Raw genomic sequence first — 15,463 nt, 5'->3', positions numbered from 1 at the left:
CTTTAAAAATAAGAATGAAGAGTGAGCTCTGCTAGTCGGCGGAGTTCATTTTTTGTTGGAATTAAAGAGAGATAAAAGACAGGAAGATCAAGATGATCCAAGGGGAAATTGGAAATAATTATGTCGGCTTCATTTAACGTCAACTGGCTTAGTTCCACATATTCAATAGCTTGTAATTTCACACGAGTACCTAAATAAGCAGCTAATTCTTGTTGTAAAAAAGCTTTCCAAGCAGGTTCCCCTTGAAAGAGGAAATAGGCAGTCATCGTTTGCGCCTGAATGGAATAACTGGCTTGTTTTTCTAACAAAGAAGCCAAACTAAGAAAATAAGTCGGTTCTTCAATCGTGGTGTAGCGAGATAAAATCTCCAAAAGTTCTTGGTTGCTCTTTGATAACGCAAGGTCCTCTGCGGCTTGTTCGGTCATTAATTCTTGATATTCCAATTGAAATTGCTCAGAAAGTGTTGGGGACTCGGTATATTTAATGAATAACAATAACAGATTATCCAATAAATTTGTTTGGATTAAATCAGGCCGGGCTTCTTCAGTGGACAAATTAGTGACAAACTGTTGTAACGACTTTCGCAGCTGACTGTAATGAGTGTGGAGCGCAGAAGCCAACGTTTCGCCATAGACATTATCGTAATTCCAACTTTCTAAGAAACAAAAGAAGGCGAAAAAACTTTCTTCTCCTTGCAAATAGATGCCTTCAGAAGCATAAAGTTTTGCCAAGGACGGTTGATAAAGTTGAAACAAGACATCTTTTGAGTCAAAAGAAAATTGACTCACTCGGCAATTGGCTTTGTTGCGAATCGTGTTAATAAAAAACCAACAAGCGCCAAAAATTTCTTCCGTTTCCACCGTCAACTCACTATTGTAAACTTGTTTCAAAAATTGAAAATAATGCTCCTCATGAATAGAATAATCGTCAAAAAAATAATTATTATGAGTAAAAGGCACCAACAAACGGTGATAAAAAATCCGAATATTGCTTTCTGCCCCGATTAGCTGAATGGTCGTCGTGGTTAGCTGAATCGTTAAATGAAAATCACGTAAGGCCAGATTCATTTTTTTGATATGTCGCTTCAAAGTTTCATAAGAAACACCACTAGTGCTCAAAAAAGAAGTTGTCACTAACTCTTTCGTAAATAGTAGCTCTTTTAATAGTTGAATACTAATGGATTGAGGTAAAAATAATGACCAAAGCTCATTGGTTTGCGCATTCCCCTGATTGCGTAACCGAATACCACTGCTATCGGTTTCAATGGACCAGTCGGCGGGTAATTGACTGCGAATATACTGTAAATCCGAAAAAACGGTTCGCTCTGTCGTTTGGATTTGCGTGGCTAAACGCTTGGCTGTCAGCTGAGGAACATTTAACAACTGTTCCAACAAACGAATTTGCCGAAGCAAATCTTTTTCCGTTATCACACGTTTTAACATGGAGTACATGGCAAAACCTCCTTTTGCTTAAGAATACGGATAAAAAGGGGATTGGTCAATTAAAAAAAGAAGCGAATCGTCATTCGCTTCTTTTTATTCACTATACAAAAATATCAAATGTATGCAAAACGGCTGACAATAAAATGGTTACAACAGCCATTCCTGATACAAAGCCGACAGCACCAGGAACAAACGGAGGTAATCGTTTAGCAATATAGCTACCGACAGGGGCCGCACTGATTCCTGCTAAAACGGCGATGGTCAGGGAAAGCCAAAAGCCACCACCCATCATTAAAATCACACCAGGAACAATACTGACCAGTGGCATAAACGTTGGATACCAACCTTCTTCAGCGAAATGTTTTTGATAAAGAAAAACACCAACAGCCGAAGCAATCATTTGTCCCATTAAAATGTCAGGAACCAAGCCAGAACCATTTGTAATATGATTAATATTGACAAACCAATCTGTTAAAACGCCTAGAATTACCAAACCTCCAACTAACTCATTTCCATAAAACCAAGCTTCGGAGAAGTCAGCAAAAGTGCGTCGTATTGACCATTGAAAGGTTTGCGTATTTTCAATTTTAGGTTGTTTTTGCCGCTTCTGAGCGATTGGTGCAACAGAAGGAACCATCCAAGGAAGTTGATGACAGATGGCTGAAACAATCCAGCCAACAAAAGCCATTGTGGTAACGTTGGAAACTGTCCCAGGTACATTTAAAAGGGGCATCAATTGCGCATTCAGCCAATTGGCAAACGGAAAGGTGAAAAGCGCACTCAACAGAGAAATCGTTCCTAATTTTTTCCAGCCAGGACCATAAACGAGCGTTAAAGCTGGCGGCGTGCCGACAACCACAATAAACGTTGGTAACCACAACACTTCTTTTGTAAAAAAGCGTGTAAAATCAAAAACATAAATAGTTAAAAAGAGGGAAAGTAGCTGAGAAGCAAGTACCCAAGGCCAAGCACCAGAACCACCAGCAATTGCAAATCCCTGCCATTTTGAATTTTTCCGATAAAGTTGCCAAGCAATCAGACCGCCGATTAGTAAGAAAAGCGTTGTAAAAAGTCCACCGTAAAATTCCCCTTCCGTGAAGTTCATAACAAAATAGATAAATTTGTAAAATCCCTGCTGATTCACTTTGGTAACTACGTCATTGTAAGGAAAAAAGTTAGACACATGTCGAAAGCCATTCATGATCCAATACAGGAACATTCCCAAAAAAATTTTTACAACAAGAGCTAAAACGGCTTCGTAATTGATCGATTTATTTTTCATATGATCGCTCCAAAAAAATGACATTTTACTAAGTTTTTGAAATTAGTTTATTTTAGCTACTAAAGCTTTTAGTGCCTCGTTAAAGACATTTGCTGGCGGATTAGTCAATCCAGCGCCAATCATACCAATCCCCGGTTCTTTATGAGCAATAGCAGTATTAATGACAGGCAGCATCCCTGTTTCTAAGACTTTTAAGACATCGATGCCTGAAGGAATCCCCATAAAATCTAAAACAGGAATCGTGACATTGGGATTTTCTTTCGTAGTAATTTCCAGCATTTCTTTTGAATAATTCAATGCTTCTGCCACTGTTCCGCCAACTAATGGGACAATTGCTGGTGCAGCTGCCATAGCAAATCCGCCAACACCATACGTTTCTGTAATAGCACTATCGCCCATATCCAAACCAGCATCTTCTTGTGTGTAACCAGCAAACATCGGACCAATCACCCGTTGGGCAGGCCCCGTAAACCAGTGATTTCCGCCAATTCCACTGACACGAATTCCAAATTCGACCCCATTGCGACACATGGTGGTGACAATTGTACTATTCTCCACATTATGACCAGCATCTAACGCACATTTAGCGGCACCCATCCAAGTTGGACCAGAAAAATAGTCAGAACTGCCAAGAAATTCAAATACTTCTTTTAATTGTTCACGAGAAAAATCAGTTTGAACCATGTAAGGTGTTAATGCTTGGACTAACAACGTACTTCCGGCTACATTGCGATTATGGCACTCATCGCCCATATGCAAGGCTTGCGAAAGCATTAAGCGTAAATCAATGCCTTCTGGACAAAAAGTCATGGCATCATGAAGTAATGGACCTAAAACATCGCGCATCCAAATCAGGCGATCCACGACGGATTGATCATTTGCACCAAATCGTAAAACTTTCGCCAATTGTTCACTTAAATTAGTAAAAGCCGTGTTGCCGTACGTTTCATTTTTGATAATATGAACGTACATATTCGGAGAAGTCACGCCAGCCATAGAACCAACGGCATCATGTTCATGACAAGGAGAAAACGTAATCGCGCCAGAACGAGCAACCCGATCGGCATCAGCTAGATCTTTTGCTAATCCTTCAAAAACAAGCGCTCCTTGAACGGCACCTTTCATCGGTCCGCACATATTTTCATAAGTAATGGGTGGCCCAGCATGTAAAATGGTCGTTTCAGTCATATCGGGCATGACATTAATTGCTTTATCAAATCCCACTAAAATAGGTTTTGATTGAATAATGCGGGTAACCGCTTCTTCGTTGGCTTGTTGGATTTTTTCATAAAGTGTTGGATTTTTTAATTGATCCAATAATTTTAATAGCTCTGGGTCACCATTGGCTGGCGGTGCCCAATTTACTTGATGTGAAGGAATCCCTTGTTTTTTCATATCTTCATGAATAAAGTCAATGCCTACATTGATCGTATCTAAAGGCTGTTTAAAAAGATCATTTCTGCTCATGTTCGTTCGCTCCTTTTACAAAAGTTTTGGTGGCTTCGCAAAGTTGATGACTGCTGTCGACAACGAGAACCTCTAAATCTTCTAAAATTTTCCGCTGTTCATGAATATCTTGTGGATCTTCTTCGGTCCCTAAAACATAGCCAATAATGGCTAACTCACGACCATCTGCTTTCGCTATTGCTTTGGCTTCCTTTAACGCCTCTGCTAACACACCAACGGGATTTTCGTGAGAACCATAACCTAATTCAAAATCTAACGCTAAAACTGCCACTTCAGGATCTTTGGCTTCTTGAAGAATGCGAGTAATCCGAGAAGTCGGATCGATCATTGGATGTGGGCGGCCTTCTGTGAAACGATCATCACCGAAATCAATCAATGTATGTGCTTGGCTGTGGTCAGGATTTGCTAATTGTCGTTCAGGAATTTTATGAATATTACTATAAACATCATCAGAGACTTCTGTTAAAGCATATAAAAGTTCATCACAAAGAGTGCCACCACAGAACAACCCACGAACAAATTTTTGAGAAGGGGCTTGTTGCTGTTGGATGGCTGTTAACGTTGCGCCTGTCGGATTTTGATAGAGGCTGGTTTCCGCTTCCTGTGTTTGACTAAATTGAATCACCTTTTGAACTGCATCCAGAGAAGAAGTAGCAAAAGTGACGTTGTCTATTTTTCGTTCCGTTTGTTCACTGCCGATAAAATAAATAACAACTGGTTTAGTTGAAACAGCTAATTTTTTTAAAATTTTCTCTGTTACTTCTGGAGCAGGCGGTTTAGAAATAAGCAAAATTGCCTTAGTTTGTTCGTCTACCATTAAAGCATCCAGCCCGTCAAGCATCATCAGCCCACCAATTTCAGCAGACAAATCACGGCCACCAGTACCGATTAATTGTGAAATCCCATAACCATATTTATGGATTTGAACACTAACTTCTTGGCTACCTGTACCAGAAGCGCCGACAATTCCAATATCTCCTGAACGTACCTCGTTAGCAAAACATAACCCGACGCCATTAATAATCGCTGTTCCACAATCAGGGCCCATCACAAACAGTTCTTTTTCGTGTGCTTTTTGTTTTAACGCTAATTCCTCGTCAACCGTCACGTTATCACTAAAGAGCATGACGTGTTTTTGCTGATCTAAAGCTTTATGCGCTTCTCGTGCAGCAAATTTTCCATTGACAGAAATTACAACTAAGTTGGCATCAGGCTCTTCATGAAGGGCTGAATCTAACGTCTTATAGGTTACTTCAGAAGAAGCGGTTTTCTTTTTCTTCGTAAATAACTCGTCGACTTGCTGTAAAATTTCTTCTGAGTTCGCTTGGTCATCAAGATCTAAAACAATTAATAAATCACCTGTTGTAACATGATCCAAGGCGGGTGTATATAAACCAACATTCCGAATCACTTCAAGATTCATGTCGGTTCCCATCCCAATCATTGCGGTTTTAACTCCAGCCAGTTCATTGGCTCGTGTTGAAATGGTCATTAAAGTAACTGAATCAAAATAGGCGTTCTCTTTAATTACTGTTTGAATTGTCATGATTATTCTCCTCACAAAATAGTTTTAAACCAAAAATAATGCCGCAAAGTATGTCGCTTCCTGAAGTTGAGCCCACCTCCTCTAAAGCTGAAACCGCTTGAGCCATTTCGTTTGTATTTCCACTTTCAATTGATAAAAAAACACGCTGAACTAGTTGAGAAAACCGCTCGTTCACTGCTTCATGGATTTCCGCATAACTGACCGCATTCGTTCGTTCCTTGGCTAGCACAGCCAGCTGTTGGAAATTCGAGGGAAGTTGCTTTAATGCAGAAAAACTAGCAAGTAATCCTGTGATAAAATCATCGCCAGTGGGGGTTAAACCAATCCCCAATCCCAAAATCTTCGTTAAACAATCAAGAGCTATTTTAAAAGATTTTTGCTCCCAAGCCTGTTGAAAATGAATCATTTCTTTTTGAATCTGGGTCCGACTATAAGAATCAAAAAGAAAGGTTGACGGCGAAGCAGGAAAAAGCGCTTGCCAAGGATTGAAACGAGTTTGCTGAATATACGTTAAAAAAATAGCTATCTTTGTTTTACTGGGTGTTAAATAAAGTGGCGTTGGTTGCCAAATTTGGGCATCGGCTAGGGTTAATTGTCGTCGGCCTAACCGGATAAACAGGGGCTCAATTTGGACAGGTAAATCAGCGAAATGGCTAAGTTTTTTTTCATCGAGTATAATCGTGTTAGGTGCTATATGTTCGGGATGCGTTGAAATGGTCAAGAGAATTTCTTGGGTGTCTACATGACCATAATTAATAGCGTGCGTAAAACATTGCAAACTAGTCAATGTTTGATGAGGGAGTTTCGATAAAATCGTTTGGTCATAAGCTAAAATTTTTGTCATTCCAACGACCTCCTTTTTAATAGCGCTTTCACGACTTCATAATAAAAGAATCCAGCACGCTAAACAATTGCTAAAAATGACATTGATTTACAAGTTTGAATGGACAATTTGTACATTGGGAGGATAAATGATGTTAAAAGTGAGTGATTTATTAACGTTAGAAGAATTACCTGGCATTACCTTAGTGGCAGGACATAAAAATCAGGACCAACCGATTTTAAAAGTCAATATTTTAGAAAATCCTGATATTTTAGATTGGCTAACAGCAGGTGAGCTGCTGTTAACGACAGGGTACATATTTAAAGATGATCGGAAATTACAGAAAAATTTTTTGAAAGAACTAGCTAAACACCATTGTGCTGCCTTAGGATTTAAAACCCAACGTTATTTTGAAGAAGTTCCACCAGACCTAATCAAATTAGCAGATGAAATGAACGTTCCTATTTTAGCAATTCCTTACAATTACACCTTTTCGCAAATTGCTGACGTGTTGAAAAGTCGTGTCACGTTAGAACAATTTGACATGAATGCGCAAGAAACCGCATTGCATAATAAAATTTACCAAATCTTAGAAACGGGAAGTAGCAGTTTTCATTTGCTGCAGGATCTAGCAGAAACCATTCAAAATCCTGTCTTGTTATTGAATGACCACTTTGAAGGAGTTAATTTTTTTGACTTGCCTAAAAATCCAATTCGTATTTCTAGCATTTTAGAAGATAGACAAGAAACCTCAGAGTTCCAAAAACAATTGCTGGAACAAAGTCATCCATTATTACGCTTTTATCAAGAACCGATTCATTTACAGTTGAAACTCCAGAACCAAGTGGTGCCAATTGAAATTTATCCAATTAAAAAGAAAAATGTTATTTTATATTATTTACTCGTCTGGAACACCTTGGCCCCATTACGGCCAGTCGATGTGGCTCATTTTAAAATCACAGCTCATTACTTACTTTTACAATTGCAATTGGAATACTCACGGAAATTTGAAGAATACCAACAACGAAACGAATTATTTTTTAAGCTGATTGCGCATGAAAAGAGGGATCAAGCTGTTTTCCAACAATTTCAACAGTATTATCGCTTGGCAATAGATAAGCCCTATGCGATTTTGCTAATTTCATTAACCTTAAATGAACGCCAAAGGCAAGAAAGAATGTCTATTTTAGGTAACCAGTTAAACCAAGTTATCTTAGGGGACAAACAAAAAATTGTTTGTATTGAAATTGACAGTTCCTTTGTCTTATTAGTTGAAGATCCACCTGAAAAAGAAGGCGATTATCTGAAAATGATGCAACGCCTAGCAAAAAGTAGCATAAATCAGTTAATGAAAGTACAAGAAGATGTGGAACTTTTCCTAACAATAGGACCTAAGATTCAAGGTCTGACCCAGATTCATGAATCGTATCAACAAGCGATTGACGTTTTAGCCTTTCAACGCCAATTCGTTGCAGAAAAACCTGAAATGAGGATTGCTTCCTACGCGAATTTTCATTTTAGACAGACATTGCAACGTTATTTTTTAGAAGAAGGACAAGCAACCCTCAGAAAAAAATATCTTCAACCATTGCAGAAAAGTGATCAACAGCAACATACCGACTTTGTCCATACACTGAATGTCTATTTTCAATCAAAACGAAACTTGTCTCAAACAGCCAAAAAACTCTTTATTCATCGTAATACTTTATTACAGCGATTGGAGAAAATTGAACAGCTAGTGCTGTTGGATTTTGATAAGGAAGTGGACTTGTTGGCGCTGGAAGTGGCGTTGTTTGTGGGAACTTAAGAAGCAATATAAGTGGCGGTTTTTAATTTAATGGAATATATATAGCTAAAAGAAACGATTATACAAGAAGGATAATTTGATCAATAAAAAATGGAATCTTTTCATAACCTCAATTTTTTCAAAAAAATAAATCCTTCCCAAAATCTTCAAACACAAACCACTAACTATCTGCTACTATAAAAGAAACAACTATCATTTGGAGGAAGTATGCGTAACAGAAAAATGTGGACAATTATCGTCAGTGGGTTATTTTTAAGTAGTATCATCGCGGGAATTTCAGGAGCATTTTTAATCATTGAAGGAGAGCTAACGACTCTGCTCTGGGAGGTGTTGCCAGCGCAAATGAAATGGCCAATTCTCTATTATTTTGTCTTGTGTGTGCTAGGAGCGTTGGTATTGAGTTATCTGAAGAAACGCTTCGGGCAAATACCACAAACGGCGCATGAGGCTCTGACAGAATTGAAGGCGAAACAATCGGTCGATTATTCAGGTGTGTTTAGAAATTTATTGGCCGCCTTGGTAATTTTAATTTTCGGGGCTGGTGTCGGTCCTGAAGCCGCATTGTTGGGAGCGATTATTTCGTTGTCAGTCTGGCAATCTGATAAGTTACGGTACCTTTATTTTCATTATGACGAGCAAGAACAGCAAGCATTTAGGACAAAAATTCAGCGCTTGCTGCATCCGCAACAGTTTGTTCAGCGCTACGATACGATGCTCGCTCCTGTAGATAAAAAGAAACTGAAACAAGTGATGAACGGGTTATTTATTGTGAACGGGTTGGTGGTGTTTACCTTTTTAATGAAATTGGTGGGACACCCATCGTTTATTACGAAGTTAGGAACTGGAAAAATTGAAATGGCTTCGTTATGGCTGATTTTACCCGCTTTATTAACTGCTTTTGTGATTGGTAACGCCTATCAATGGTTGAAAGCTGCTCTGGCTAAACTATGCCAACCTTTTGAAGAAAAGCAAAGCATACTGGTAAGCTTTGGTGCAGCCTGTATTTTTCTTTTTGTTATTTTAATGCCAAGATTACTATTTTCAGGACAATCTTTTATGCATTTAGTTCCTAGTTTTGGTAGTCAACAAGCCTGGTATATCTTGGTGATCGCTGCGATAATGAAACTAGTATTTTTACAAGTTTGTTTACAGACAGGTTGGATAGGTGGCGATATTTTTCCCGTCGTTTTTTCAGCTATTTTAATCGGGTTTGCGGTCGCACAATTTTTCCCAACAATTGACTCGCTTTTTGTTGTCGCAATTTTTGCTACGAGTTTAACAACCCAGATTTTAGGGACGATTCTTGTACCAGGCATTTTTGTGGGGCTCTTTTTCCCAATCACGCTTTGGCCAATTGTAGTCCTTGTGTTATTTTTACAATGGCTATTGAAAAATAAAATTATTAAGAGTAACTAGAAGATACTAAAAAGAGGGAATAAAATGAACCTAACCCATCAAGACTTCAATCTATTCAACCGAGAAATCTTCACATTTAAACAACTCAAAGAGCAACAAACATCAGCAGAAATCGATGACTTAAAGCAAACCTACAAGCAACATTGGGAAAAGTGGAAAGCCTTAAACCTCGCAATCGCTCAAGGTCTACCAGCTGAACTCGGCATCACTAAGCCGAAAATCGAAAGCTGGACCAACGGCTGGAATTTACGCAGTCATTTCTGGGCTGCGTATCGCAGTGAGCAACGTCAAGCGGAAAATGCTTGTCTGGCATTGTTATTAAACAAAAAGCAATTTCAAGTGTATTTGATGTTTCAACATTACAAAAGTGAGGAGCGGGCAGGCTCAGTCGTCGCTTACAATCAATTGCTTAATCGTTTAGAAGCTTGGAGCCAAACCATCGACTGTGAAGGCTATTATATTTGGCCGCAGGAGGAGCATGAACTAGTGGACCATTTGCCTTTAAAAGATTATTTAGCAGATGAAAAACAACGGAAAATTCTAGAAGAGCGGATAGGCAATCGCTCATTTCAGATCGGTAAGTTGTGGTTTGCGACGGAAAAGCTTGAAACGATTGAAGAAAAAAGTTGTCAGGCGCTTCAAGAATTAGCGCCGTTGTATAACGCATTATCTGAAAAATGAACGAAACAACGTCCTTGACCAAGTACCTAGTCAGAGACGTTGTTTGTGTTTTTATTGATTTAAATCTGTTAGTAGTAGTTCGTTAGAAACAGCAAAAGTAGTAACTTCTGTTAAAGCTGGATCCAAAGTGTATTTTGTAAATGAGGTAGTACTTTCTGGTTGGACATACATGGTTAGATTAGTCACATCATATCCTGACCAATAATGTGTGAAATCAGACAGAGAATTACTTTGACCTAAATGGCCAATCCCCCGAGGAATCATCACTGTTTGGAAGGCGCGATAGAGTTGCATAATCCCTTCAGAGCTATCAAATTCTTGGAGATTGTCAGAATAGTATAACGCACGAATGAAGCGTGACGGCGAAGTGAAGTCTCCTGGGATTCCTAATAGTCCGTAAGAAGTCCCACCTTCAATTGGGTCAAGTGTTGCGCCTGATTTTAAAGTGTAAGGTTCTTTAATAGCGTAGTTGCGCATTCCGATATAGTTTCGTGCATTGGTTAAATGATAATTGTATTCTGGGCTGTTTGTGACTACGCCAATCGAATCATAAATGACGAACGCTCCGTTATCTGTTGGTTGCAAAACGATACTATTATTATTTTTATCATTAATGGTCCAGTGTAAGGTGAAATGAACTTCCCCCAATGAATCAAGTTGGAATTTTTGATCTAACAGGCCGATTTTTTCAAAAGCTACTTTTACTTCGTCAACGCTTTCAAAATTACTCAAAATATAAGCAAGTACTTCTTCTGCAATATGAGGTGTTAAACCACGATCTGCTAAACTTTCAGCAGGTGCTGTTGAAGATTCCATTAAATATTGAATATCACCAGATAAGCCGGCTTCGTTGATACCATCTGTGATAGCAAGGCTGACGGTTTTACCATCGTTCGCTGGTTGATCTGTGCCTGACATTGCTAGTCCCATAAAGGCATATTTTGCCGTCCAAGGATTTAGTTGGCTGTTTAGAACTGTACCTTTTGGAAATTGAGCAATTAGAGTAGGGATTTTTGGTGCAATTGGATCTTCGTTGCCAAAAAAATCAAACGTAAAATCCATCGTACGTCCATAAAAAATATCATTTGTTTTGGAAATAATCTTGATGCCTGTACACATAATAGTTTCCCCCAATTAATGTAAGTTTGTGAAGCCTGTTTACTAGTTAAGCATATCATACTCTAGGAAACAGCGGTGGCTAAATTCTTAAAATATTAGACAATTTTGTCTAAATGAGGTGAAAAAAATTTTTTAGCGATTTCCTTCACAAAACACCTTATTATCTTTCCGAAAATATGATATCTTTAGAATGGAAATTTCATGAAAAGAGGATGCGAATGTTTAAAAAGTACACACAAATGATAAGGGATGAATTTAAAGGGTATGATCAAAAAAAATTGAAAAAAGATTTCTTGGCAGGTTTGACTGTCGCAGCCGTCGCGTTGCCGTTAGCGTTAGCGTTTGGGGTCTCTAGCGGCGCGACTGCAGCAGCTGGCATGATCACGGCGATTATCGCTGGAATTGTGATTGGGAGCCTTTCGGGTGGGTTTTATCAAATTTCAGGACCAACAGGTGCGATGGCAGCTATTTTAATGTCAATTGCGGCAGTGCATGGCATGCAAGGGATTTTGTTGGCCACCTTTTTGGCGGGAATTTTCTTGCTTTTGGCAGGGATTTTGCGTTTAGGGAGCTTGACTTCTTTTATTCCGTCACCGGTCATTACCGGGTTTACTTCAGGAATTGCTATTATTATTGCGTTGGGGCAGCTTGATAATTTCTTTGGGGTTCGTTCAGAAGGCCACAATTTAATTGAGAAAATCAGCAGTTATCGTTCATTGGGTTTTGATTTAAGTATACCAACGACGGTTATGTCGATTTTAGTGGTGCTTGGATTAGTGTTCTTTCCGAAAAAGTGGAATGCGATGATACCAGCTTCATTGGTGATGATTATTTTAGCTACGTTAGCAACAGTGGTTTTTCAACTGCCAGTGGCCACTGTAGGGAAAATTCCGACAAGTATTTTTAGTGATACACGTTTGGAACTTGGTTCGCTTCAATTAAGTGCGTTTCAGGATATTTTGGTGCCTTCGATTAGCATTGCTATGTTAGGTATGATTGAAAGTTTGCTTTGTGGCGCTTCGGCTGGTCGCATGACAGGGAAACCATTAGACAGTAATCAGGAACTAGTGGCACAAGGAATTGGCAACTTAATTTTGCCATTTTTCGGTGGCGTACCTGCGACGGCAGCGATTGCCCGCACGAGCGTAGTGATTAAATCTGGTGCGCAAACACGTTTAGCGGGTATTTTTCATGCAGTCTTTTTATTGTTATCGATGTTGCTTTTATCGCCAGTCATGTCTAAAATTCCCATGCCTGCGTTAGCTGGTGTTTTAGTGGTGACAGCGTGGCGAATGAATGAATGGTCGGTGATTAAAGAATTCTTCCAGAAACGTTTCCACACAGCCTTATGTTTATTCTTCTTAACGATGGTAGCGACCGTTATTTTTGACTTGAGTTTAGCGATTGTTTTAGGGGTCTTAGCGGGTTGCCTGTTTTTCATTGCGAAAAGTGCCGTGATTACGATTAATGTCGAGGAAGTTGATTGGTCAAGAATGGGGCTAGTACCGACCGATTGTACGGAAAATTGGGTGGTGGTTTATTTGAGTGGCCCGTTATTTTTCATGTCTTCTGAACGATTGAAACAAACGTTACTGCAATTGGAAACAAAAAGTGGTGTAGTATTTTCAATGCGAGGAGTTCCTAGCATTGATAGTACGGCGTTAGATATTTTAGAAGAATTTTGTCTTGCAGCAGAAGGTCGTGGACAACAAGTTCAATTTGCCGCTCTGCAACCAGAAGTTGAAAAAATGATTCGAACCATTCAAGGAAATCAAGAGAAAGAATACCATTTCTCAGTCGCAGAATTTTTACAAACGGTGCATATTGCAGAACAATAATTCATTTTCAAATAAAATGTTCTATTTTCTATCGCGGGCTTAATGGGTGAAGAAATAAGAAAAATAAGTGGGGACTAAAACGAGTTTCTAGAGGAGTTCCTAAAAAAATAATAAAGAGAAAACTTCTAAGTATGAAGTTTTCTCTTTATTATTTTTTTTGTTATTTATTGAATTACTTCTAGCATAACGTCTTTTTGATCATCCGTAACATTGCCTGCGTAGTTAGGAGTGATTAAAGATATCGAACCATTTTTATTGTTGAATAAGTATAAAGTGCCCGATCTATTTTGTTCATCGTTTGAAGAAATATTAGTTCCTAAAATTAATTCTGTATTTACTTTAACGGTGCGAATACTGTTATCGGCCGCTGAAAATATTCTAATCTCTTTTGTAGGAATTGTATTTATAGATAGCTCATATTTATTAATGGCTTCTTTCACTTGACCATTTTCAGCCCCAAACAATTTAGTTCGGAAGGTAGCAGTTGGTGTTGAATTTAAGTTCTCTAACGTAATTGAAGTTGGCACATTCATTCCTTTAAAATTAAATACGAGTGGATTGTTTAAACTACTAAGATCGACAGCATAAGGTGTTGCTTCTAAAGAATTTGCTTCTTCGACATTTGTGGATACTTCATTTTTAGACTTTGCCGAAGCTTGAGTGGTACTGGCACTTTCTGAAGTTTCTTTTAGTTTATTATTAGAGCTTGTTTCTGTGCTAGAACTGTAATGATTAGCACTGCTTTTCATTGATGTTGTATGATTGGTAGAATTTTCTTGTTTTTTAGGTTCATTCGCTTTTTGAGAACTACAACCTGTTAAAAAAATAACTAAAATAACACAAAATAATTTTTTCATACTATTCCTCCTATAGACGCTATAACTAATTTTATCTTACTTGTTAATATAACAAAAGAAATAATTATTTTATTTTCACGAATGCTCAAATTGTTTAAATCTGTAGTTTTTATACTTATTTTTGTTGCATTTGCAACAAAAATAAGTTAAAGTAATGACAATCATAAAATATTAGCGAAAGGAAGTGTCCTAGTGATAGATATTTTAAGAGAAATTGGCATGATTGCGCGCGCCTTAGATTCAATCAGTAATATCGAATTTAAGGAATTATCTTTAACACGAGGACAATATCTTTATTTGGTCAGGATCTGTGAAAATCCTGGGATTATCCAAGAAAAGATCGCCGAACTGATTAAAGTTGATCGAACCACAGCGGCGCGGGCGATTAAGCGTTTGGAAGAACAAGGCTTCATTTATCGTCAAGAAGATGCAAGCAACAAAAAAATTAAGCGGATTTATGCCACAGAAAAAGGGAAAAACGTTTATCCAATCATTGTGCGCGAAAATCAACACTCGAATCAAGTTGCTTTGCAAGGCTTGTCAGAAGTGGAAATTTCACAATTGGCAGAGTACTTAGTCCGGATGCGTAAAAATGTCAGCGAAGATTGGGAATTTGTCAAAAAAGGGAACACTCGAAATTATTAAGGAAAGGACGACTGATTGATGGGAGAAATAAAAAAATTAACAATAGAAGATGCACCAGCGTTACAAGAAATCAGCATTGAAACTTATACAGATACTTTCGGACCATATAATACCCCAGAAAATATGCAAGCCTATTTAGTAGAAGCCTACAATTTAGAAAAATTACAAAAGGAATTGGCTAATCCCCACTCTGACTTTTATTTTATCTTTGTCGATAATCAATTAGCTGGCTACATGAAATTAAATCGTGAGAAGGCACAAACGGAACCGATGGGGCCAGAAAAGCTCGAGGTTGAGCGATTGTATATTTTGCCTGCGTTTAAAGGAAAGAAGCTGGGAACACAATTGTTAGAACTGGCGGAAGAAAAAGCTCGTGAATTTGGTAAAAACGCACTGTGGCTAGGTGTCTGGGAACACAATGATGCGGCGCGGGCATTTTATAAAACGATTGGCTACCGTTATTATAGTCAACATTCGTTTTTTATGGGAGACGATGAACAGACGGATTTTATTTTGTTAAAGGAATTGTAGCAAGAAAAT

General features: G+C 38.4%; 13 protein-coding genes. 6 read left to right on the top strand and 7 right to left on the bottom strand.

Annotated features, from left to right (window positions below):
- Positions 1–2: 2 nt before the first annotated feature.
- The 5 genes from IGL56_RS11500 to IGL56_RS11480 all read right to left on the bottom strand — a co-directional run bounded on the left by IGL56_RS11500 (position 3) and on the right by IGL56_RS11480 (position 6,581).
- Complete coding sequence (locus tag IGL56_RS11500) at positions 3–1,442, bottom strand: helix-turn-helix domain-containing protein (protein WP_002365311.1); 1,440 nt, start codon at positions 1,440–1,442, stop codon at positions 3–5.
- A gap of 100 nt (positions 1,443–1,542) precedes the next feature.
- Complete coding sequence (locus tag IGL56_RS11495) at positions 1,543–2,724, bottom strand: hypothetical protein (protein ID WP_002355042.1); 1,182 nt, start codon at positions 2,722–2,724, stop codon at positions 1,543–1,545.
- 42 nt (positions 2,725–2,766) lie between these two features.
- Positions 2,767–4,191, bottom strand: coding sequence for a DUF1116 domain-containing protein (locus IGL56_RS11490; protein ID WP_002355045.1), 1,425 nt, complete (start codon positions 4,189–4,191; stop codon positions 2,767–2,769).
- Positions 4,178–5,737 (bottom strand): acyl-CoA synthetase FdrA, encoded by a 1,560-nt coding sequence (gene fdrA, locus IGL56_RS11485; protein ID WP_002386299.1) that lies wholly within the window; start codon positions 5,735–5,737, stop codon positions 4,178–4,180. The genes IGL56_RS11490 and fdrA overlap by 14 nt, the downstream gene beginning before the upstream one ends.
- Positions 5,715–6,581 carry a DUF2877 domain-containing protein gene (locus IGL56_RS11480; RefSeq protein ID WP_002355047.1) on the bottom strand — a complete coding sequence of 289 codons (867 nt, stop codon included), beginning with the start codon at positions 6,579–6,581 and terminating at the stop codon, positions 5,715–5,717. Before IGL56_RS11480 ends, fdrA begins: the two co-directional genes overlap by 23 nt.
- A 127-nt stretch (positions 6,582–6,708) precedes the next feature.
- On the opposite strand from IGL56_RS11480, the gene IGL56_RS11475 reads away from it, so the two are divergent.
- The 3 genes from IGL56_RS11475 to IGL56_RS11465 all read left to right on the top strand — a co-directional run bounded on the left by IGL56_RS11475 (position 6,709) and on the right by IGL56_RS11465 (position 10,464).
- The gene (locus IGL56_RS11475; protein ID WP_002355048.1) at positions 6,709–8,367 is read left to right on the top strand and encodes a PucR family transcriptional regulator; all 1,659 of its coding nucleotides are present in this window, start codon (positions 6,709–6,711) and stop codon (positions 8,365–8,367) included.
- A 207-nt stretch (positions 8,368–8,574) separates the two neighbouring features.
- The gene (locus IGL56_RS11470; RefSeq protein ID WP_002355049.1) at positions 8,575–9,783 is read left to right on the top strand and encodes a hypothetical protein; all 1,209 of its coding nucleotides are present in this window, start codon (positions 8,575–8,577) and stop codon (positions 9,781–9,783) included.
- Between the two features lie 24 nt (positions 9,784–9,807).
- A complete protein-coding gene (locus IGL56_RS11465) occupies positions 9,808–10,464 on the top strand; it encodes a glucose-6-phosphate 1-dehydrogenase family protein (protein ID WP_002355050.1) in 657 nt (218 codons plus the stop codon).
- Positions 10,465–10,515: 51 nt separating this feature from the next.
- Here IGL56_RS11465 and IGL56_RS11460 read toward each other — a convergent pair whose 3' ends face one another.
- Positions 10,516–11,583 carry a choloylglycine hydrolase family protein gene (locus IGL56_RS11460; protein WP_002367364.1) on the bottom strand — a complete coding sequence of 356 codons (1,068 nt, stop codon included), beginning with the start codon at positions 11,581–11,583 and terminating at the stop codon, positions 10,516–10,518.
- A gap of 176 nt (positions 11,584–11,759) precedes the next feature.
- Between IGL56_RS11460 and IGL56_RS11455 the strand changes: the two genes are divergently transcribed.
- On the top strand, positions 11,760–13,421 hold the full coding sequence (locus IGL56_RS11455; RefSeq protein WP_002397597.1) for a SulP family inorganic anion transporter: 1,662 nt from the start codon (positions 11,760–11,762) through the stop codon (positions 13,419–13,421).
- Between the two features lie 164 nt (positions 13,422–13,585).
- Here the strand turns inward: IGL56_RS11455 and IGL56_RS11450 are convergent, their stop codons facing one another.
- The gene (locus IGL56_RS11450; RefSeq protein WP_002370054.1) at positions 13,586–14,278 is read right to left on the bottom strand and encodes a hypothetical protein; all 693 of its coding nucleotides are present in this window, start codon (positions 14,276–14,278) and stop codon (positions 13,586–13,588) included.
- Positions 14,279–14,470: 192 nt separating this feature from the next.
- Between IGL56_RS11450 and sylA the strand changes: the two genes are divergently transcribed.
- Together sylA and IGL56_RS11440 are read left to right on the top strand one after the other, a co-directional pair.
- Positions 14,471–14,923 (top strand): transcriptional regulator SylA, encoded by a 453-nt coding sequence (gene sylA, locus IGL56_RS11445; RefSeq protein ID WP_002371694.1) that lies wholly within the window; start codon positions 14,471–14,473, stop codon positions 14,921–14,923.
- Between the two features lie 18 nt (positions 14,924–14,941).
- Entirely contained in the window at positions 14,942–15,454 is a 513-nt protein-coding gene (locus tag IGL56_RS11440; protein ID WP_002391365.1) for a GNAT family N-acetyltransferase, read from the top strand.
- Positions 15,455–15,463 lie beyond the last annotated feature (9 nt).

It is taken from the genome of Enterococcus sp. DIV1316a (assembly GCF_050536915.1).
GTDB classification, from domain to species: domain Bacteria; phylum Bacillota; class Bacilli; order Lactobacillales; family Enterococcaceae; genus Enterococcus; species Enterococcus faecalis.
This window is presented reverse-complemented; position numbering and strand designations above follow the sequence as displayed.

Coding starts and splice junctions, on each gene's coding strand:
- fdrA (WP_002386299.1), bottom strand. CDS start 5,737: ATGACAATTCAAACAGTAATTAAAGAGAACGCCTATTTTGATTCAGTT.
- IGL56_RS11490 (WP_002355045.1), bottom strand. CDS start 4,191: ATGAGCAGAAATGATCTTTTTAAACAGCCTTTAGATACGATCAATGTA.
- IGL56_RS11495 (WP_002355042.1), bottom strand. CDS start 2,724: ATGAAAAATAAATCGATCAATTACGAAGCCGTTTTAGCTCTTGTTGTA.
- IGL56_RS11460 (WP_002367364.1), bottom strand. CDS start 11,583: ATGTGTACAGGCATCAAGATTATTTCCAAAACAAATGATATTTTTTAT.
- IGL56_RS11475 (WP_002355048.1), top strand. CDS start 6,709: ATGATGTTAAAAGTGAGTGATTTATTAACGTTAGAAGAATTACCTGGC.
- IGL56_RS11455 (WP_002397597.1), top strand. CDS start 11,760: ATGATATCTTTAGAATGGAAATTTCATGAAAAGAGGATGCGAATGTTT.
- IGL56_RS11470 (WP_002355049.1), top strand. CDS start 8,575: ATGCGTAACAGAAAAATGTGGACAATTATCGTCAGTGGGTTATTTTTA.
- IGL56_RS11450 (WP_002370054.1), bottom strand. CDS start 14,278: ATGAAAAAATTATTTTGTGTTATTTTAGTTATTTTTTTAACAGGTTGT.
- IGL56_RS11480 (WP_002355047.1), bottom strand. CDS start 6,581: ATGACAAAAATTTTAGCTTATGACCAAACGATTTTATCGAAACTCCCT.
- IGL56_RS11465 (WP_002355050.1), top strand. CDS start 9,808: ATGAACCTAACCCATCAAGACTTCAATCTATTCAACCGAGAAATCTTC.
- IGL56_RS11440 (WP_002391365.1), top strand. CDS start 14,942: ATGGGAGAAATAAAAAAATTAACAATAGAAGATGCACCAGCGTTACAA.
- IGL56_RS11500 (WP_002365311.1), bottom strand. CDS start 1,442: ATGTTAAAACGTGTGATAACGGAAAAAGATTTGCTTCGGCAAATTCGT.